Source organism: Kineococcus sp. DHX-1, from assembly GCF_042473625.1.
GTDB lineage: Bacteria > Actinomycetota > Actinomycetes > Actinomycetales > Kineococcaceae > Kineococcus.
In genome coordinates, this window is the sequence record NZ_CP170445.1 from 2,548,443 (window position 1) to 2,568,391 (window position 19,949).

Annotated in this window: 16 protein-coding genes; 3 read left to right on the forward strand and 13 right to left on the reverse strand. The window is 74.2% G+C overall.

The window, feature by feature from the left end:
• Positions 1–2: 2 nt before the first annotated feature.
• The 8 genes from ACFEMC_RS12365 to ACFEMC_RS12400 form a co-directional block, all read right to left on the reverse strand.
• A complete protein-coding gene (locus ACFEMC_RS12365) occupies positions 3–1,547 on the reverse strand; it encodes a PucR family transcriptional regulator (protein ID WP_380169916.1) in 1,545 nt (514 codons plus the stop codon).
• Complete coding sequence (locus ACFEMC_RS12370) at positions 1,544–2,620, reverse strand: DUF917 domain-containing protein (protein WP_380169917.1); 1,077 nt, start codon at positions 2,618–2,620, stop codon at positions 1,544–1,546. The genes ACFEMC_RS12365 and ACFEMC_RS12370 overlap by 4 nt, the downstream gene beginning before the upstream one ends.
• Positions 2,621–2,645: 25 nt before the next feature.
• Entirely contained in the window at positions 2,646–3,770 is a 1,125-nt protein-coding gene (locus tag ACFEMC_RS12375) for a DUF917 domain-containing protein (protein WP_380169918.1), read from the reverse strand.
• Positions 3,767–4,888 carry a DUF917 domain-containing protein gene (locus ACFEMC_RS12380; RefSeq protein WP_380169919.1) on the reverse strand — a complete coding sequence of 374 codons (1,122 nt, stop codon included), beginning with the start codon at positions 4,886–4,888 and terminating at the stop codon, positions 3,767–3,769. Before ACFEMC_RS12380 ends, ACFEMC_RS12375 begins: the two co-directional genes overlap by 4 nt.
• Positions 4,881–6,458, reverse strand: a complete 1,578-nt coding sequence (locus ACFEMC_RS12385) for a hydantoinase/oxoprolinase N-terminal domain-containing protein (protein ID WP_380169920.1) — start codon at positions 6,456–6,458, stop codon at positions 4,881–4,883. Before ACFEMC_RS12385 ends, ACFEMC_RS12380 begins: the two co-directional genes overlap by 8 nt.
• Positions 6,459–6,492: 34 nt before the next feature.
• Entirely contained in the window at positions 6,493–7,851 is a 1,359-nt protein-coding gene (locus tag ACFEMC_RS12390) for a purine-cytosine permease family protein (RefSeq protein ID WP_380169921.1), read from the reverse strand.
• A 138-nt stretch (positions 7,852–7,989) separates the two neighbouring features.
• Positions 7,990–9,384 (reverse strand): APC family permease, encoded by a 1,395-nt coding sequence (locus ACFEMC_RS12395; protein ID WP_380169922.1) that lies wholly within the window; start codon positions 9,382–9,384, stop codon positions 7,990–7,992.
• Positions 9,381–10,313 carry a proline iminopeptidase-family hydrolase gene (locus ACFEMC_RS12400; RefSeq protein ID WP_380169923.1) on the reverse strand — a complete coding sequence of 311 codons (933 nt, stop codon included), beginning with the start codon at positions 10,311–10,313 and terminating at the stop codon, positions 9,381–9,383. The genes ACFEMC_RS12395 and ACFEMC_RS12400 overlap by 4 nt, the downstream gene beginning before the upstream one ends.
• 84 nt (positions 10,314–10,397) lie before the next feature.
• Between ACFEMC_RS12400 and ACFEMC_RS12405 the strand changes: the two genes are divergently transcribed.
• Together ACFEMC_RS12405 and ACFEMC_RS12410 are read left to right on the forward strand one after the other, a co-directional pair.
• Positions 10,398–11,207, forward strand: a complete 810-nt coding sequence (locus tag ACFEMC_RS12405) for a FadR/GntR family transcriptional regulator (protein WP_380169924.1) — start codon at positions 10,398–10,400, stop codon at positions 11,205–11,207.
• Entirely contained in the window at positions 11,204–12,043 is an 840-nt protein-coding gene (locus ACFEMC_RS12410; RefSeq protein ID WP_380169925.1) for a tryptophan-rich sensory protein, read from the forward strand. The genes ACFEMC_RS12405 and ACFEMC_RS12410 overlap by 4 nt, the downstream gene beginning before the upstream one ends.
• Here the strand turns inward: ACFEMC_RS12410 and ACFEMC_RS12415 are convergent.
• From ACFEMC_RS12415 to dxr, 5 genes are all read right to left on the reverse strand, one after another.
• Positions 12,012–13,772, reverse strand: a complete 1,761-nt coding sequence (locus ACFEMC_RS12415) for a proline--tRNA ligase (RefSeq protein WP_380169926.1) — start codon at positions 13,770–13,772, stop codon at positions 12,012–12,014. The two genes, ACFEMC_RS12410 and ACFEMC_RS12415, sit on opposite strands and share 32 nt — an antisense overlap.
• Positions 13,773–13,996: 224 nt before the next feature.
• On the reverse strand, positions 13,997–14,875 hold the full coding sequence (locus ACFEMC_RS12420; protein ID WP_380176756.1) for a GNAT family N-acetyltransferase: 879 nt from the start codon (positions 14,873–14,875) through the stop codon (positions 13,997–13,999).
• Between the two features lie 66 nt (positions 14,876–14,941).
• A complete protein-coding gene (ispG, locus tag ACFEMC_RS12425; protein ID WP_367637651.1) occupies positions 14,942–16,102 on the reverse strand; it encodes a flavodoxin-dependent (E)-4-hydroxy-3-methylbut-2-enyl-diphosphate synthase in 1,161 nt (386 codons plus the stop codon).
• A gap of 64 nt (positions 16,103–16,166) precedes the next feature.
• Positions 16,167–17,489, reverse strand: coding sequence for a M50 family metallopeptidase (locus tag ACFEMC_RS12430; protein WP_380169927.1), 1,323 nt, complete (start codon positions 17,487–17,489; stop codon positions 16,167–16,169).
• Positions 17,486–18,730 (reverse strand): 1-deoxy-D-xylulose-5-phosphate reductoisomerase, encoded by a 1,245-nt coding sequence (dxr, locus tag ACFEMC_RS12435; RefSeq protein WP_380169928.1) that lies wholly within the window; start codon positions 18,728–18,730, stop codon positions 17,486–17,488. Before dxr ends, ACFEMC_RS12430 begins: the two co-directional genes overlap by 4 nt.
• A gap of 121 nt (positions 18,731–18,851) precedes the next feature.
• Here dxr and ACFEMC_RS12440 point away from each other — a divergent pair, with 121 nt between their 5' ends.
• Positions 18,852–19,922, forward strand: coding sequence for a trypsin-like serine peptidase (locus ACFEMC_RS12440; RefSeq protein ID WP_380169929.1), 1,071 nt, complete (start codon positions 18,852–18,854; stop codon positions 19,920–19,922).
• Positions 19,923–19,949: the final 27 nt, after the last annotated feature.

Here is a 19,949-nt window from a genome sequence, read left to right on the forward strand (position 1 = left end):
CCTCACCCGCCCTGGACGGCGCGGCAGGCCAGGTGCAGCGCGAGCCGCTGGTCGCGGTCGGTGAGGTCGACCTCGAGGAGCTGCTGCACCCGCGCGACCCGCGCGGCGACGGTGTTCCGGTGCACCCCGAGGACCGCGGCCGTCTGCACGAGCGAGCTCTCCTGGTCCAGGTAGGCGGCCAGGGTCGTCACGAGGTCCGAGCCGGGCGGCCCGAGCGGTTCGAGCAGGCTGCGTGCGGCCGGGGGGAACGTGCCCGTGCGGGTCCACGCCAGGAGCGTCTGCGCCACGCCCAGCTGGTCGACGTGCAGGAAGCAGCCCTGCTCGGTGCGGCCCGCGGCCAGCCCGGCCGCGTCCGTCGCCTCGGCCAGCGAGCGGGCGATGCCGCCCGGGCCGCCGTGGGGGCGGCCGACCCCCGTCCAGCTGCGCAGGTGCCGCCGCAGCGCCCGGTGCACCTGCCGCAGGTCCTCGGCCAGCTCGCGGACGGTCTCGGCGGCCGGGGGCCTCGGCAGGCTCACCCAGGCGCTCCACCCGTCGCCGTGCTCGACGACGACGGGGGCCAGCCCGCCGTCGGCGAAGGCGGCGGCCACCTCGTCGCGCGAACCGGCGGTGTCCGTCGTGGCGGGGGCCCCGATCCGGACGCCCACGTGCCAGCCGTCCAGGGCCCACCCGGCGGCGGCCGCGCGCCGGCGCAGCTCGGCGTCGGGGCCGTCGCCGCCCGCGAGCACGTCCGTCAGCAGGGCCGCCCTGGCCCGGGCGTCGCGTTCGAGACCGAGCCGGTCCACACCGAGCCGGGCGGCCACCGTCGCCGCGGCGACGGCCAGGCAGTCGGCGACGGCGTCGACGTCGGCCCACCCGGGCGCGGCGGCGACGAACCAGCGCTGCGCCGCCCGGACCCCGGGCAGCAGGACGGGGTGCGCGAGCAGCGTCCCGCCCCCGTCGGCCGCCGCGAGGGCCGTCCGCTGCGGGACCGGTTCCCCGCTGCGCAGCGCGGCCGTGGGCACGGGGTCGCTGCCCCGGTGCAGGACGGCGCCGCGGCCGTCGAGGAAGGCCACCGGCATGTCGAGGGTGCGCTGCAGCAGGCGCACGAAGCCGGCGCCGTCCTGGGCCGAGGCGCCCGCCGCGCCCGACACCGCGCGCACGGCCCGGGCTCGCGGGACCTCCGGCGCCGCGAGGGCGACGGCCGCCTCCAGCGCCCGCTGCAGCACGGGCTCGTCGGCGACGAGGAGCGCCAGACCCAGCCGCGAGCACAGCAGCCGGGTCGCCCCCGTGGGCTCGGCGGCCGCCGGCAGCAGGACGGCGACGACCCCGGCGTCGGCCGCGCGGCGCAGCTGCGCCTCGAGCCGCCAGGCGTCGGTCGCACCGGCGCCGACCGCCCCGGTGAGGCAGAGCAGCGTGCCGGGTCCCGCCCCTGGCGCCACGGTCGGGCCGCCGCCGTCGCCGAGGACCACGTCCGCGGGCGGCGGGCCGTCCAGCGGGCCCGCGACGTGGCGCACGGTCCCGCGCCAGCCCGGCAGGTGCAGCAGCGCCGCCAGGTCGGGGGTGCTCACGCGGGCACCCCCGGCAGGACGGGGTCGACGTCGTAGCCGAAGGCCCGCGGACCGACGGCGTCGAGCCGGGCGGGCTCGTGCCAGAACGGCGGGGCGTCCAGCCGGAGCACGACGACGTCGTCCCCGCGGCGGACGCGGTCGCAGGACACCGGCCGTGCGGCGCGCCGGTCCAGGACGGCGAGGACGTCGGGCGTCGTGGCGACGACGTCGCCGTCGGCGAGCGCGAGGAGGTACTCGTTCTCCATCTCCAGGCGCAGGAGCGAGCTCGTGGCCCGGTCGCGGACGACGAGGCTGCCCCGACCGAAGCCGCCCTCCCCCGCGCCGCGGTGCCGCACGACCTCCAGGACCCGGCCGGCGGCGAGGACCTCCCCACCCGCGGCGGTGGCCACGGCCGCCGGACCCGGCGCGTCGGGCAGCGCCAGGAGGCGGCGGCCCACGTCGAGCAGGCGGCGCGTCGTGCCGGCGAGCGCGTGCCGGCGCAGTCCGGACAGCGGACGCGGGCCGACCGCGATCGCGGCCCAGCCGCCCCCGCCGGCCAACACGCTGCGCACGCTCCGCTCGGTCGTCACGGCGTCCCCGCCGTCGACGACGACGACCTGGCCACCGGGCAGGGCCAGGGCCAGCGGGGTGATGTCGGACCCCGCGACGGCGAGGGAGAACTGGTCCAGCCGAGGCAGGGCCCGGCCGCACAGGTCGAGGTCGACGACGGGCAGCGGGGACCCGTCGGCGGACAGCGCCGTGACGAGGGCCGTCGCGGCGTTGAGCCCGGCGGCCTCGATGCTCGCCACCGAACCGGCCCGTCGCCCGGTCCACCGCTCGACGGCGTCGAGGGCGCGGGTGAACTCCCCGCCGCCCGGCAACTGCTCGGTGAACACGACGGTCGCACCGACCATCCCGACGGCCGAGACGAGCAGGTCCGGGTCGGCGACGTCGGGGTCGAGGAGGTCCACCGAGCCTCCCCGCAGCAGCCGGGAGACGAGGATCCCGCCGGCCCGGGCGTCGCCCCCGCCGCCGGAGCCCAGCACCTCGGCCCCGCGCACGAGGGCCGGGACGTCGGCGGCGGTGAGCTCCACGGCGGCGATCTTGCCGCACCCGCGCTCAGGCGGGTGCGAGCGTGGGTCCCGGCACGAGCTGCTCGACGGGCGTGAAGTCGCGGTCGAGGCCGAACGCGCGGGGCCCGAACACCGCGAGGGCCTCGGGGGTGCGCATGATCGGCGGCGTGGAGATCGCCACGACGACGACCCGCTGGCCCCAGCGCATGCCCTCGGTCGTGATGGGTTCCCCCGTCTGCTCGTCCAGGACGCAGATGAGGTCGGGCACGACGCAGACGACCTCGCCGTCCAGGACGGCGACCAGGTGCTCGTTCTGGAACGACAGGCGCAGGTGCGACCCGTCGTGGCCGCGCAGGTCGGCGTGCCCCCGCGCGAAACCCCCCGTGGTGCGGCGTTCCACGTCGCCCACCTTGCCCGTGAAGAGCGTCCGGACGTTCTCGTAGACGGTCGTGGCGAAGAACTCGGTGAGCGCGTCCACGGGGTCGCTGTGGCTCTCGCGCGCCTCCCGGATCGCCCGGCCCGCCCCGAGCGACATGGACATGGTGTGCGGGATCGCGGTGCGGCGGACGTCCGCGCCCGTCATCGAGTACTCGGCGATGAGGGCGGCGCCCCCGAACTGGATCGCGATGGCGCGCGAGCAGCGTTCCATGCGGACGTCGTCGGCGCCGGTGTCGATGAGCACGGTCTCCTCGCGGTCGCTGGCGACGACCATGGGCGAGCCGGAGACGCCGTACACGCTGAACGTCTCCATCTGCAGTTCCGGGAACGCCCGGCCCATCCCGTCGGCGTCGACGACGGGGAGACCGGTCCGGGCGCCGACGAGCAGCGGCATCATCGAGTTGATGCCCCCGCACTCGATGGGCATGGTCGCCTCCGCGCGGCGGCCGAGGTGGGCCTCCAGCGTGCGCAGCGCGACGACGGCCTCGGTGCCGCGGGGGATCTTCTCGACCATGACGGTGGGCGCGCCCATCATGGCCGTCGGGACGACGAACGCCTCGTCGGGCAGTTCGGACTCCTCCTGCGGGTCCAGGACGGTGATGGGCCCGTTCTCGCGGATCGCCTGCTGGACGAGCAGCCGGCCGATGTAGGGATCGCCACCGCCGCCGGTGCCCAGGAGCGCGGCCCCGCGGGCGAGGTCGGGCAGCACGGTCTCGTCGAGGATCCAGCTCACGGGTGGGCCTCCGTCGGGGTGGGTGTTCCGGGGGTGACGCGGACGGGGTCGCTCTCGTAGCCGAACACGCGCGGTCCGGCGAGGGCGAGCCCGGCGGGGCTGTGCCAGCGTTCGTCGCACGGCGCGGCGAAGACGGTGACGCGGTGGCCGAACCGCAACCCCTCGGTGCGCACGGCCTCACCGGTCTGGGTGTCGAGCGCGCAGATGAGGTCGGGCACGGTCGAGACGGTCCGGCCGTCGCGGACGGCGACGAGGAACTCGTTCTGGAACTCCAGCAGCAGTTCCGAGCCCGCGTCGGGTCCGGTGCCGTCCAGCCGCGCCTCGCCGCGGGCGAAACCCGTCGTGGTCCGGCGGGCGACGTCGGTGACCTTGCCGGTGAACAGGACGGTGCCGCCGAGCAGGTCGGCGACGGCACCCGCGGGGTCGCCGCTGGTGCGGGCCCCGGTGAGGGTGCGGCCGATCCGGGCAGCCAGCGAGAGGGTCCCCGGCACGAGGGCCTGGCGGGCCTGCGCGCCGGTCATCCAGTAGTTGCTGATCATCGCCGAGCAGCCCATGTCGATGGTCACCGACCGCGCGAACCGCTCGGCCCACCGGTTGTCGACGGTGTCCAGGACACCGGAGTTCCCCTTCTCGTCGACGATCGACATGGGCGTCCCCCGGATCCCGTACACGGTGGGCAGGACCATCTGCAGTTCCGGGAACGCCCGGCCCATGCCGTCGGCGTCGAGCAGGGGCAGGCCGAGTTCGGCGGCCCCGACGAACGGGATGAGGGAGTTCACGCCGCCGGCCTCGATGCAGGCCAGGTGCGTGACCTCCAGCCCGAGGTGGTCGGTGAGGACGCGGATCGCGCGGCCGACCTGGTCGGCCGACGGCAGCTTCTCCACCATGACCGTCGGCGCGCCCATCATCGCCACCGGCAGGACGACGGCGTCGTCCGGCAGGTCCTCCAGGGGTGCGAGGTCGACGGGCCCGTGCGCCCGCATCGCGGCCCCGGCCAGCAGCCCGCCGATGTGCGGGTCGCCGCCGCCGCCGGTGCCCAGGACCGCTGCGCCCCGGCCGATGTCGACGAGGTCCTCGACCCCGACCCGGGTCCGCAGGGACGTGGCCGCGTCAGGCATGCACGGCCTCCCGGCGGGCGGGGGCGAGCTGCAGGTCCCCGACGGCCTTGACCCGGATGCGCGTCGCACCGCCGGGCAGGTAGGGCAGCGGGACCTCGTCGACCTCGAGCACCTCCACCGTGCGCGGGTCCGCCCCCGCGGCGACGGCGCGTTCGGCCGCCTCGGCGCGGGCGGTGTCCAGCACCTCGGTGCGCTTGCCGGGTTCGATGGAGAACACGCGGTCCACCTCGCCGCCGACCTGGGCGATGGCGGCGCCGATCGCGTTGGCGACGGCGAAGTTCTCCGGGCGCAGCACCTCCCCGGCCCCGGCGAGGCGGTCCGGCAGCAGCACCGACCCGCCGCCGACGGCCACGACGGGCAGCGGCTGCGCCGAGGTGCGCATGCGGTCCACGGCGTCGGCCACGTCGACCGCGATCCGGTCCAGCGCAGCGCGGACGAACGCGGGGTCGAGGTGGGCCACGCGGGAGGCGTCGCCGATGTCGGCGCGGCCCGCCGCGACGGCGATGTCGGTCGCCGTCAGCGTGGAGCCGCCGAAGACGAGCGCCTCGTCGACGAGCCGGAAACCCACCGATTCCGGGCCCACCCGCACAGCGGACCCCTCACCGCGCACGAGGGAACCGCCGCCGATGCCGATGGACAGCACGTCCGGCATCCGGAAGTTCGTCCGGATGCCCGCGACGCTGACCTCGGTCGTGGCTTCGCGGGGGAAACCCCGCTGCAGCACGCCGACGTCGGAGGTCGTGCCGCCGACGTCGACGACGGCGCAGGTGTGGACACCGGACAGGACGGCCGCACCGCGCATGGAGTTCGTCGGCCCCGAGGCGAACGTCGAGACCGGGTAGCGGCGGGCGTGCTCGACGTCCAGCAGCGTGCCGTCGTTGGAGCTGAGGTAGATCGGGGCGTCGATGCCGGCCCCGGCGACCGAGGCGCGCAACCCGTCGACGATGCCGCCGGCCAGCTCCCGCAGCGCCGCGTTGACGACGGTCGCGTTCTCGCGCTCCAGCAGGCCGATGCGGCCGATCTCGTGGGACAGGGAGATGGCGACGTGGGGCAGTTCGGCGGCCAGCACCTCGGCCGCGCGCAGTTCGAACTCGGTGTTGACGGGCGAGAACACCGAGGTGATGGCCACGCTGCGGACCCCGTGGGCGGCCATGTCCGCGGCGTGGCGGCGCAGTTCGTCCTCGTCGAGCGCGGAGATCGTCCGGCCGTCGAACTCGTGCCCGCCGTGGGCGAGGTAGGCGCGCCCGGACACGGCCTGCACGAGGCGCTCGGGCCAGTCGACCATGGGCGGCAGCGACGCCGTCGCCGGCAACCCCAGGCGCAGGGCCGCGGTCGGGGCGAGGCGTCGCGCCTCGACGAGGGCGTTGATGAAGTGCGTCGTGCCGATCATCACGGCCCGGATCCCGGCCGGGTCGAACGCCCGGCGGTCCTGCAGACCCGACAGGGCCGCGACGATGCCGCCGGAGACGTCGGCGCTCGTGGAGCACTTGACGGCGGCCAGGACGGACCCGTCGTCGTCGAGCAGGACCGCGTCCGTGTTGGTGCCGCCGACGTCGATGCCGATGCGCATGGGGTTTCCTCTCAAGTGCTGCGGGTGGAGTCGGTCAGGCCGTCGCGGGCGCGGTGGCGGTGGCCGGTTCGACGACCTCGCCGTCGGTGGTCCGGCTCGTGCCGACCTCGCGCAGGAGGCCCGCGCGGCCGGCGGCGACGTAGAGGACGAAGGAGATGACGAGGGAGTTCACCGACCCCAGCCCGACGTGGACGAAGTACCCGAACAGCGAGGCCACGGCCCACACGACGAGCGTGGCGGGCACCCAGGTCGGGGAGGTCTCGGGGACGGCGTCCCCGTCGGCGCGCGAGCTCTCCAGGACCCCGCGCCACTTCTTCACGACGAAGTACTCCGCGACCATGATCCCCGCGATGGGCGGGAAGACGACGCCGAGGACGATGAGGAAGCCGGTGAGCTGACCGAGGATCCCGGCCGCCGCGAGCAGGCTCCCGACCACCCCGATGACGGCGGTCGTGGCGGCGCGGTTGACCCGGCGACCGGTGACGGTGCCGATGAAGTTCACGACGCCGAGGCCGGAGGAGTACAGGTTCCAGTCGTTGATCTTGACCGTGCCGAGCAGGACGACGAGGACCGCGACCCAGCCGACGGAGGAGGTGAGGATCGTCGTGATCTCGCTGGAGCCGATCGCGTGGGCGAGCAGGACGCCCGACATCCCGATGACGTACTCCCCCAGCGTGAACCCGACGACGGTCTGCTTGACGACGTCGGCGCTGGTCTTGTTGAACCGGGTCATGTCGGGAGTGATGACCGCCCCGACGATGAACCCGCCGGCCACGAGCGTGGTCCCGGTCGCCAGGCTGATGGGTTCCCCCGGCGGCGGCGTCGACATGAGGGCGCCGACGTCGCTCTTGGACAGCTCGGCGACGATCGCCCAGCCGACGAGGACGAGGAACGCGGGCACCGTGACGTACGCGGTCCAGGCCATGGACCCGAACCCGAAGATGCAGATCGCCGTGACGACGAGCCCGAAGAGGATCGACCAGCCCCAGGCGGGCAGGCCGCCGAGGGTGCTGGCCAGCCCCTGGGCGGAGACGGCGGACTGGATGCCGAACCAGCCGATGAGGCTGATGCCGATGGCCAGGCCGATGAGCGCCGAGCCGCCGCGGCCGAAGCCGAGCCAGCGCGCCACCATGGAGGTCGACATGCCCTCGCGGGAGCCGATGATGCCGACGAAGATCGAGACGACCTCGAGGATGACGGCGCCGAACGTGAACGCCCAGAACGCCGTCCAGAAGCTCATCCCGAAGCCGAGCGTGGCGCCGAGGAGGAACTGGCTGAGGGCCGAGACCTGACCGAAGCGCTGGATCGCGACGGACCACCACGTGTAGCGGGCGGTCGTGGGGACGCGGCCGAGCGCGTGGTCGTCGGCGGTGTGTCCTGCTGCACCTGACATGGGGGGCTCCCGGGGTCCGGAGGGGCGGGGAGGGCGGGTTGAGAGGACGCTAGGGGCGGCGTCCCGCGCCGTCACGGGGCGGACGGCCCAGGACGCGCGGAGGGGCTGTGCGGATCGCACAGCCCCGGCGCGAGGAGGTCAGACGCGCTCGGCGACGGCGGCGTCCGACGCCTCGAACGAGACCGACCGACCCAGGCGGTGCAGGACGACGAGGACGACCCCGCCGACCGCGAGCCACACGAGTCCGCCGACCTTGGCGTGCACGTCGGCGTTCCACAGGACGTAGGCGATGATGGCGAACCCGATGAGCGGGACCACGAGGTGCACGCCGTAGGTCTTCTGCCGGCGCTTGAGCAGGTAGTGCGAGACCACGGAGACGTGCAGGAGCAGGAACGACGTCAGCGCCCCGAAGTTGCACAGCGAGGCGAGCAGGTTGATCTGCCCGACGAAGAACAGGCCGAGGACGAGGCTGAGCCCGGCCACGAGCAGGATCGCGCGCTGCGGCACCTGCCGGACGGGGTCGACGCGGCGCAGGAACTGCGGCAGCTGGCGGTCGCGGGCCATCGAGAACAGCAAGCGGGACGTCGCGGCCTGGGCCACGAGCGAGTTCGCGATGGCCGCCCCGACCGCGACGGCGATCGCGATGACGACCTGCAGCCAGGGACCTGCGATCGTGCGGGCGATGTCGTAGAAGGCGTTGTTCGACGCGTCGGCGTCCGCGAAGGCCGTGCGGCCGGGGACGAGGAGCGAGGCGAGCCACGTCTGCACGACGAACAGGAACGCCACGACGCACAGGGCGAGCACGGTGGCGCGGCCCACGACGCGGTTCCCGCCCGTCGTCTCCTCCGACATCGTCGAGATCGCGTCGAACCCGAGGAACGACAGGACTGCCACGCTGAGGGCCGTGAACACCAGCGGGGTGGAGAACTCGTCGGGGTTGTAGAACGGCAGCGTCGACCAGTGCGCACCGCCCACCCCGCGCGAGATCGCCGAGACCGCCAGGACGACGAAGACCGCCAGGACCGCGAGCTGGGCCACGAGGAACACCATGTTGGCGCGGTTCGTCGTCTCGACCCCGCGCAGGTTCACGACGGTGTTGAGCAGGACGAACCCGATGATCCAGACCTGCTGGGGGACACCGGGGACGACCGAGGCCATGGCGTTGGCACCGATGACGTAGAGCAGCGTCGGCACGAGCAGGTAGTCGAGCAGGATGGCCCAGCCGGCGAGGAACCCGACGGGCGGGGCGATGCCGCGGCCGGCGTAGGCGTACACGGACCCGGCGACGGGGAACGCGCGGGACATCTGCTGGTAGCTGACGGCCGTGAACACCATGGCCACGAACCCGATGAGGTACGTCAGCGGCACCATGCCGTGCGAGGCGTCGAAGACGCCGCCGAAGATCGAGAACGGCGCGATCGGGACCATGAAGACCATGCCGTAGACGACGAGGTGGCGCAGCTTCAGCCCGCGCTTGAGCTCCTGCGCGTAGCCGAACTCGGACAGCTCGGCGGATCCGGTCGGGGTGCTCATCGGACGACTCCTGCAGGGAGGGCGGCGCCGGCCAGGAAGGCGTCGACGACGTCGAGGTACAGCTCGGGCTCCTCGACGTGGGGCATGTGGCTGGACTCCTCGAACCGCACCCAGGTGGCCCCGGGGACGTGCTCGACGAAGGGGGCGACGCAGTCGTCCGTGGCCTCGTCGTACCGGCCGTTGAGGACGAGCGTGCGGGCCTGCACCCGGTGCAGGCGGTCCTCGATGGTCCAGCCGGTGTTCGTCCCCGTGACGTGGAACTCCGTGGGGCCGTTCATGGTGTGGTAGACGGTCGGGTCCTCGTCGATCCAGGCGAACGTGCGGGCGACGTCGGCGGGCATGGGCTGCACGCGGCACACGTGCCGGGCGTAGAACTCCGCGGTCGCGGCCTGGTAGTCGGGGTGGTCGAGCGTGCCTTCGGCCTCGTGGCGGTCGAGGGCGGCGCGGACCTCGGCGGGCAGTTCGGCCCGCAGGGCCAGGGCGGACCGTGACCACGTGTCCATCGAGGCCGGCGAGTTGGCGATGACCAGGGAGCGCAGCCCGGCCGGGCGCAGGACGGCGTGCTCGGCCGCGAGCATCCCGCCCCACGACTGCCCCAGGACGTCGTACTCCTCGCCGATGCCGAGACCGGCCAGGACGGAGTCGAGCTGGTCGAGGAAGAGCTGCGGGGTCCAGAACTCCGGAACCGCGTCGGGCAGGTGCGTGGAGCGGCCGTTCCCGAGCTGGTCGTAGTGCACGACGGGGATCCCGCGCTCGGCGAGGTCGGCGAGCGCCAGCAGGTAGTCCATGGTGCAGCCGGGCCCGCCGTGCAGGACGACGAGCGGGCGGCGGTCGGCCGCGTGGAGGTCGCCGGTGACGCGGACGGCGGTCGTGTGGTCGCCGAACGGGAGCGTCAGCTCGCGAACGGGCGCCGAGGTCGTGGAGGGCATGGCCGAGAGCGTGCCGACTCAATGGTCAATGGACAAGACCATTAACCAGAACGTAACGCGAGGCGGGCCTGAGATGATCGGCGCATGCCGACCGCCCGAGGAGGACCGTCCCTCGCCCCGGCCCGGCCGCGCACGAGCGTGGAGGCCGTCGTCGACCGGCTCATCACCGCGATCGCCGTCCGCGACTTCGCCCCGGGGGAACGCCTGCCCGCCCAGCGCGAGCTGGCCGAGCTCCTCGGCGTCAGCCGCCCCACGCTGCGCGCGGCCCTGGACGAGCTGACCCGGGCCGGGTTCGTCGCCACGAGCCGGGGACGCGCGGGCGGCACCTGGGTGCTGGAGGGGAGCGACGAGCGGACCGCGGGGGCGGTGTCCCGGACGTTGCAGCCCAGCTGGTCCGAGCTGGAGGAGTCCTTCGACCTGCGCCGGCTCGTCGAGGCGACGATCGCGCGGACGGCCGCCCTGCGGCACACCGTGCAGGACGCCGACCGCCTGCGCACCGCGCTCGCCGCGTACGTCGCCGCGGCGGGTGACCCCGACACGTCCCGGCGTGCGGACGCCGCCCTGCACGACGCCGTCTGCGCCGCAGCGCACAACTCCCAGCTCGCCCAGCTGAGCCGCGAGCTCCTCGCCCGCGTCAACCTCGGCCTCGTCTGGGAACCGTTCACGCGGGCCGACTACGACCGGGCGCTCCCCCAGCACGCCGAACTCGTCGAGGCCGTCCTGGCCCGCGACGCCGAACGTGCCGGCGCCGTGGCGCACGAGCACTTCGGCATCACCGAGGACCGCATCCGGGCGGCCGTCGGCCCCGCCCCCGGTGCCGGTCCCGACGAGGTCCAGGACGAGGTGCAGGACGGGGTGCAGGAGCAGGCCGGGGGCGCGACCATGCTCGCGTGAGCAGCGACGCGTCCCTCAGCCCCCGGCGCAGCGGCGCCCTGACGGGCCACGGCTCGTCCGACACCGTGCGCCAGGGGGTGGTCGCCGCCAGCGCCGTCCTGGGGATCGTCGGCGCCACGGTCGGATCGGGCGCCTTCGGCGGGACCCCCATCGCGTCGGCAGCCGGGGGTGCGCTCAGCGCCGACTCCACCCTCGTCGCGCCCGGCGGCCCCGCGTTCGCGATCTGGTCCGTCGTCTACACCGGACTCGCGGGACTGGCCGTGTGGCAGGCGCTGCCGAAGCACCGCGAGGACCCGCGCCAGCGCGCGACGGGCTGGTGGACCGCCGCTTCCCTCGTCCTCAACGCCGTCTGGATCGGCACGGTGCAGCTGGGGTCGGTGTGGCTGTCCGTCGTCGTCATCAGCGTGCTGCTGCTCGTGCTCGTCAAGACCTTCGGCGCGCTGCTGGCCGACCGGCCGCGCACCCGTGTCGAAGCCGTCCTCGTCGACGGCAGCATCGGCCTGTACCTGGGGTGGGTCTCCATCGCGACGGTCGCCAACGTCGCCGCCGCCCTGCGCAGCAGCGGGTTGACCAGCGGTGAGACCGGCTGGGCCGTCGCCGTCCTGGGCGTCGCCACGGGCGTCGGGGTGTTCACGGCCGTGCGCAGCCGCGGCCGCCTGGCCTACGGCGCGGGTCTGGCCTGGGGCCTGGGCTGGGTGTCCGCCGCGCGGGCGGGTGCCGAGTCCAACACGTCGACGACGGTCGCGGTGAGCGCGGGCGTCGCCGCCGCGGTGGTCGCGGGGACCACCGTGGCGGCGCGCCTGCTCAGCCGCGGACGACGGCTGCGACGCGGCTGACGGCGTCGTCGACGGGCACCTGCTCGGAGTCACCGCTGCGGCGGTCCTTGAGCTCGACGGTCCCGTCGGCCAGGCCCTTGCCGACGACGAGGATCGTCGGCACGCCCACGAGCTCGGCGTCCTTGAACTTCACCCCGGGCGAGACCTTCGGGCGGTCGTCGTAGAGGACCTCGATCCCCTGCGCGACGAGCTCGGTGGCGATCCGCTCCGCGGTCTCGAAGACCGCCGCGTCCTTGCCCGTGGCCACGACGTGCACGTCGGCCGGCGCGAGCTCGCGCGGCCACACGAGGCCCTTGTCGTCGTGGTTGCCCTCGGCGACGCACGCCATGGCGCGCGTGACGCCGATGCCGTAGGAGCCCATCGTCACGACGACCTGCTTGCCGTTCTCGTCGAGCACCTTGAGGTCCAGGGCCTGGGCGAAGCGGCGGCCGAGCGCGAAGATGTGCCCGATCTCGATGCCGCGCGCCAGCTCCAGCGGACCGGACCCGTCGGGGGCCTCGTCGCCGGCCTTGACCTCAGCGGCCTCGACGACGCCGTCCGGCGTGAAGTCGCGACCGGCGACGAGGTCGAAGACGTGCTTGCCGGGGGCGTCCGCGCCCGTGACCCAGGCCGTGCCGTCGACCACCCGCGGGTCGACGAGGTACCGGATGCCGGAGGCGTTCTCCGACCCCAGGACGCCCGGCCCGATGTACCCCTTGACGAGGGCAGGGTGCTTGGCGAAGTCGGCGGCCTCGAACGGTTCGACCTCGGCGGGCGAGACCGCGGCCTCGAGGCGCTTGAGATCGACCTCGCGGTCGCCGGGCACGCCGACGGCGAGCGGTTCGCGCGTCCCGTCCGGGTGCTTGAGGACGACGATGACGTTCTTCAGCGTGTCCGCCGCGGTCCACGGCCGGTCCGCCCGGGGGTGCCTCTCGTTGCTGACCGCCACGAGCGTCTCGATGGTCGGGGTGTCGGGGGTGTCCTCGACGTGCGCGGCGGGCAGCCCGTCGAACGGGATCGCCGGCGGCGCCAGCGTCGTGACGGCTTCGACGTTCGCCGCGTACCCGCCGGGCGAGCGCACGAACGTGTCCTCACCGATCGCGGTGGGGTGCAGGAACTCCTCGCTGCGCGAGCCGCCCATGGCCCCCGACATCGCCGAGACGACGATGAAGTCCAGCCCGAGGCGGCCGAAGATCTTGACGTACGCCTCGCGGTGCAGGTCGTAGGACTTCTCCAGGCCGGCGTCGTCGACGTCGAAGCTGTAGGAGTCCTTCATGGTGAACTCGCGGCCGCGCAGGATGCCCGCGCGCGGACGCGCCTCGTCGCGGTACTTCGTCTGGATCTGGTAGATCGACAGCGGCAGGTCCTTGTACGAGGAGTACAGGTCCTTGACCAGCAGCGTGAACATCTCCTCGTGCGTGGGCGCGAGGAGGTAGTCGGCGCCCTTGCGGTCCTTGAGCTTGAAGATGCCGTCGCCGTAGTCGCTCCAGCGGTTCGTCGCCTCGTACGGCTCGCGGGGCAGCAGCGCCGGGAAGTGGACCTCCTGGGCGCCCGCGGCGTCCATCTCCTCGCGGACGACCGCCTCGACCTTGCGCAGCACCTTCAGGCCCAGGGGCAGCCAGGTGTAGATCCCCGGTGCAGCACGGCGGACGTACCCGGCGCGCACGAGGAGCTTGTGGCTGGCGACCTCGGCCTCGACCGGGTCCTCCCGCAGGGTCCGCAGGAACAGCGTCGACATCCGCATCAGCACGCCCGACAGGCTACCGGCGCACTGCGGCCGCCCTCACCGCACTTCCACTCCCCCACCCACCGGCCACCGGCCGGGGGGTTGGGATCGTTGACGCATCCAGCTCATAGGGCGAGCCCGACGTCACAGCGAGCCCGACCCCGCTGCCGCCCCGGGAGAAGCCGCTGACGCTCTCAGCTCGACCTGTGAGCCGGATGCGTCAACGATCCCGAACCCGGGCGGACGCGTCAGAACAGCACGGTCGCGAACGACCCGACCTCGCGGAACCCGACGCGGCGGTACGCGGCCAGGGCCCGGGCGTTGTAGTCGTTGACGTACAACGACACCTGCTGCACGCCGTCGGCGCGAGCGGCCTCGACGACGGCTGCCATCCCCGGTTCGGACAGGCCCTCGCCGCGGCGGTGCGGCGGGACCCACACGCCCTGCACCTGCACGACCTTGGGGGACACGGCGCCGAGCTCGGCCTTGAAGACGACCTCGGGACCGGCGCGGCCGGCGTCGACGCGGACGAACGACCGGCCGGTGGAGACCAGCTCGGCGATGCGGGCGCGGTAGGCACCGCCGCCGTCGGGCGGGGCGGGTGCGTAGCCGATCTCCTCGGTGAACATCGCGACGCAGGCCGGGACGACGAGGTCGAGCTCGCGCAGGGTGGCGCGGCGCACGGTCGGGTCCGGGCGCACCGACGGTTCGGTGTCGCAGACCATGAGCGGCTGGTGGGCGCGCACCTCGCGCGCCCCGCGCCAGTACGGCTCGAGGCGTCGCCACAGGGCCAGGACCTGCTCGGCGGGACCGACGAGCGAGGAGCAGCGACGACCCTCGGCGCGGGCCGTGGCGGCGAACGCGTCGAGGGCCGCGGGGGTCGCCTCGACGGGCACGAGGTTGGCCCCGGCCCAGCAGGCCGAGACGAGGGCACCGTCCTCGAACCAGCCCCACACCTGACCACCGAGGTCGGTGCCGGGCCGGGCCAGGAGGCCGAGCAACCGGGCGGAGACGAAGAGGTTCGCGACGGGGTCGCGGTCGCACAGGCGCAGCAGGGCGGGCGCGTCAGCGCCGCCCAGCACGCGCAGGGTCCCCGAGGCGGCGGAGCCTCGTGCGGCCGGGTTCATCAGGGACACTCCCGCATCCTGCCCGCTCGGACCGGCCCGGTCGAGACGGACACCCCGGCGGTCCCGTCAGCCAACCGTGACGGTCGGCGACCCCGCGGTGCTCTCGTCCTCGGGTTCGCCCATCTCGGCGGCCAGGCGGTTGGCCTCCTCGATGAGGGTCTCGACGATCGCGTGCTCGGGGACGGTCTTGATGACCTCGCCCTTGACGAAGATCTGGCCCTTGCCGTTGCCGCTGGCCACCCCGAGGTCGGCCTCGCGGGCCTCGCCCGGACCGTTGACGACGCAGCCCATCACGGCCACGCGCAGCGGGACGGTCAGCCCCTCCAGGCCCTCGGTGACGGCGTCGGCGAGGGAGTAGACGTCGACCTGCGCACGCCCGCAGGACGGGCAGGACACGATCTCCAGCTTGCGCGGACGCAGGTTGAGGGACTGCAGGATCTGGATGCCGACCTTGACCTCCTCGGCCGGCGGCGCGGACAGCGACACGCGGATGGTGTCGCCGATGCCCTTGCTCAGCAGCGCCCCGAAGGCCGTCGCGGACTTGATGGTCCCCTGGAACGCCGGGCCCGCCTCGGTGACCCCGAGGTGCAGCGGCCAGTCGCCGCGCTCGGCGAGCAGTTCGTAGGCCCGCACCATCACGACCGGGTCGTTGTGCTTGACGGAGATCTTGAAGTCGTGGAAGTCGTGCTCCTCGAAGAGCGAGGCCTCCCAGACGGCCGACTCGACGAGCGCCTCCGGCGTCGCCTTGCCGTACTTCTCGAGCAGGCGCGGGTCGAGCGAGCCCGCGTTGACGCCGATCCGGATCGAGACGCCGGCGTCCTTGGCCGCCTGGGCGATGTCCTTGACCTGGTCGTCGAACTTGCGGATGTTGCCCGGGTTCACGCGCACCGCACCGCAGCCGGCGTCGATCGCGGCGAAGACGTACTTCGGCTGGAAGTGGATGTCGGCGATGACCGGGATCTGCGACTTCTTCGCGATGATCGGCAGCGCGTCGGCGTCGTCGTTCGTCGGGCAGGCCACACGGACGATGTCGCAGCCGGACGCGGTCAGCTCGGCGATCTGCTGCAGCGTCGCGTTGATGTTGGTGGTCGGCGTGGTGGTCATCGACTGCACCGACACCGGCGAGTCGCTGCCGACCCCCACCTTGCCCACCTGGATCTGCCGGGTCTTGCGACGCGGGGCCAGGACGGGCGGGGGGAGGGCGGGGAGACCGAGGCTGACGCTCACGGGCCTCAGTATCAACCCCCGCCGCGGCGGGGACGAATCCAGCCTCCCCTCCCGCGCAGGACCCTCACTGGTTCAGCGTCACCGGTCTGACGATGTCCGCGTACAGCAGCAGCACGCTCATCCCCACGAGCAGGATGGAGACGCCGTAGGCGACGGGCATGGCCTTGGCCACGTCCACCGGTCCGGGGTCTGGCCGGCGGCGCAGCCGGTAGATCCCCTTCTTCACGACCTCCCACAGCGCACCGGCGATGTGACCGCCGTCGAACGGCAGCAGCGGGATGAGGTTGAAGACGAAGAGCGCGACGTTGAGGCCGGCGAGCAGCGAGACCAGCCGCGACGTCCGCTCGGCCAGCTCGTCGCCGGGGATGACGGCCGGCAGGGCGTTCATCTCGCCCGCGAGCCGGCCGATGCCCACGACGCCGATGGGGCCCTCGGGGTCGCGCGGTGCCGACCCGAACGCGGCCTGGGCGACGTCGTAGAGCCGCTGCGGCAGCCGGACGACGATCCCGGCCACGCTCTCGACCTGCTGCCCGACGACCCCCGGCACCTCCTCGAGGCCGATGCGCACGACCGCGATGGAGGGGGACACGCCGAGGAACCCGACCTCCTCCGTCCCACCCGTGGGCCGGCCGTTCGCGTCGACGGCCTCGCGCCGCGTCGAGACGGGCGTGACCGTCAGCGGCACGCGCTGCCCGTCGCGCAGGACGACGAGGTCGACGGCACGACCGCCGTGGTCGCGGATGGCGGCCGAGAGCTCGTTCCAGCTCCGGACCGGGGCGCCGTCGAACTCGACCACCTCGTCACCGGGCCGCAGCCCCGCGGCGGCCCCGGGAGCGGCCGGGTCCCCCGCCGCGCAGGTCGTGGCGGTGCTGCCCGCGGGCAGGACGCACTGCGAGACCGCCGACAGGCGCGGGACGTACCCCGGCTGGCCGATGGCGCTGGCCGCGATCGCCGTCAGCACGAGCGCCAGCAGCAGGTTGACGAACGGCCCGCCGAACATCACGACGATGCGCTGCCACACGGGCTTGGACGTGAAGGTCCGGTGCTCCTCCCCCGGCCCGACCTCGACGAAGCTGGCCTGCCGGGCCTCCTCGGCCATGAGCGCCCAGCGCCCGGTGGTCGACGCGCGCACCTGACCGTCCGGGCCGGGCGGGAACATCCCGATCATCCGGATGTATCCGCCGAGCGGGACGGCCTTGACGCCGTACTCGGTCTCACCCCGCCGGCGGGAGAACAGCGTGGGGCCGAAGCCGACCATGTACTGCGTGACCTTGATGCCGAACCGCTTGGCGGGCAACAGGTGTCCGACCTCGTGCAGGGCGATGGACAGCGCGACGCCGACGGCGGCGGCGAGGATGCCGACCACCCAGAGCAGGACCTCGCTCACCGCGACGACCCGTCCGTGAGCTCGCGCGCCCGGGCGCGGGCCCAGTCCTCGGCGGCCAGCACGTCCTCGACGTCGCGCGGCTCCCCGGCGGGCTCGTGCTCGGCGACGACGCGGGCGAGCGTGTCGACGATGCCCAGGAACGGCAGCCGCCCGGCGTGGAAGGCGGCGACGCACTCCTCGTTCGCGGCGTTGAAGACGGCCGGGACGGTCGAGCCACGCCGGCCCGCCTCACGGGCCAGGTCCAGGGCCGGGAACGCCTGCGCGTCGACGGGCTCGAAGGTCCAGCTCGCGGCGCGGGTCCAGTCGACCCCGGCCGCGGCACCGGGCACGCGGTCCGGCCAGGACAGCCCCAGCGCGATGGGCAGCCGCATGTCCGGTGGCGAGCACTGGGCCAGGGTCGACCCGTCGGTGAACTCGACCATCGAGTGCACGACGGACTGCGGGTGGACGACGACGTCGATCCGGTCGTAGCCGATGCCGAACAGCAGGGACGCCTCGATGACCTCCAGCCCCTTGTTGACGAGGGTCGCCGAGTTCGTCGTGACGACCGGCCCCATCGACCACGTCGGGTGGGCCAGGGCCTGCTCGGGGGTGACGTCGGCGAGCTGCGCGCGCGTGCGGCCGCGGAACGGCCCGCCGCTGGCGGTCAGGACGAGCCGGGCGACCTCGTCGGCGGCGCCGCCGCGCAGGCACTGGGCGAGCGCGGAGTGCTCGGAGTCGACCGGGACGACCTGACCCGGGGCCGCCGCGCGCGTCACGAGCGGACCACCGGCGACGAGGGACTCCTTGTTGGCCAGCGCGAGCGTGCGGCCGGCGGCGAGGGCGGCCAGCGTGGGCCGCAGCCCCACCGACCCCGTCATGCCGTTGAGGACGACGTCGCAGGGGTGCGCGGCGACCTCCGTCGCGGCGTCCGGTCCGGCGACGACGCGGGGCAACGGCCGGCCGGCGGCCTGGGCGCGCAGCGCCTCCTCGAGCGGGCCGCGGGCCTCCTCGCGCGCCACCCCCACGAGGCCGACCTCGTGGTCGAGGGCCTGGCGGGCCAGCGTCGCGACGTCCGCGCCCCCGGCGGCCAGCGCGACGACCCGGAACGGCGGCTCCGACCCCTGCGTTCCCGCCGCGCGGACGACGTCGAGCGCCTGGGTGCCGATGGAGCCCGTGCTGCCGAGCAGGACGACGTCCCGGACGCCCCCGGGACGCTCGGTCGGGACGGCGGCGTGACGGGGCGTGCGGGAGGAGCTCACGCGTCCATCATGGCCCGCGCCCGGGGCCCGCCACGCCCCGTGACGGGCGGCCTGCAGCAGATCTGCACGGGATCGGCGAGGATGACCCCGGCAGCACGACCACTCGGGAGGGACACCCGCCATGCGCACGCACCTCACGCGGAGGCTCATCGCCGCGTCCTCGGCCGCCGTCGTCACGCTCGGTGGCGCCGCGACCTTCGCCGCGACGACGGCCAGCGCGGCCCCGGGCGGCGGGGTGTCCCTGCTCTCGACCGTCGACGCGTCCGGCCAGCAGGCCGCGCTCGACTACTGGACCGCCGAGCGGCTGGCCCAGGCCGCCCCCCTCGACCGCACCGTCACGAACCGCGGTGCGGGCGCCCCGGGCGCCGCCGCCGCCGTCGGCGTCCCCCAGCCCCCGGCCGCCGCGCCCCGGCCGCGGTCGACGTCGGTCGCCCAGGGGGAGGCTCCCAGCCTGCCGCGCGGGGGGCGCGCGGCCTCGGGCGTCGTCACCGGGGACGCCGTCAGCACCGCCCGGAACTGGGTGGGCGGTGCGCTGCCGACCGTCGGTCGCCTCTACTTCACCCAGGGGACCGGCAAGTACGAGTGCACGGCGAGCAGCGTCGACTCCCCCAAGGGCAACGTCATCGTCACCGCGGGCCACTGCGTCACCGAGAACCGCCTGGACTCCAAGAACCTCATCTTCGTCCCGGGGCTGGCCGGCGCCAGCGAACCGCAGGGCCGCTTCGCGGTCGGCCAGACGTTCACGACGACGCAGTGGCGCACGTCGGACCAGCAGTCGTCGGCGGCGCTGAGCTACGACGTGGGGTTCGCCCTCGTCACCCCACGCAGCGGCAAGTCCCTCAAGGACACCGTGGGCGCCAACCGGATCGCCTTCGACACCCCGCTCGCGCGCACGACCGTCCTCGGGTACCCGGGCCGCAGCACGACGGCCGACGGGTTCACCCTCCAGTACTGCACGGGCACGCAGTTCACCGACAACGGCCCCGGCGCCACGACCGACGTCGCGACCCTGTGCGACCTCGGCGGCGGCTCCAGCGGCGGCCCCTGGGTGCACGACTTCGACCCCGCGACGGGCACCGGCACGGTGACGTCCGTCACCAGCTTCAGCTACGACGACAACACCTCGGTGCTCTACGGACCGCGGTTCGGCAGCGTCGTCCGCGACGTCTACACGCAGGCCGCCAACGCCTGAACCACCCCCGCAGGAAGGGCCCCGCCG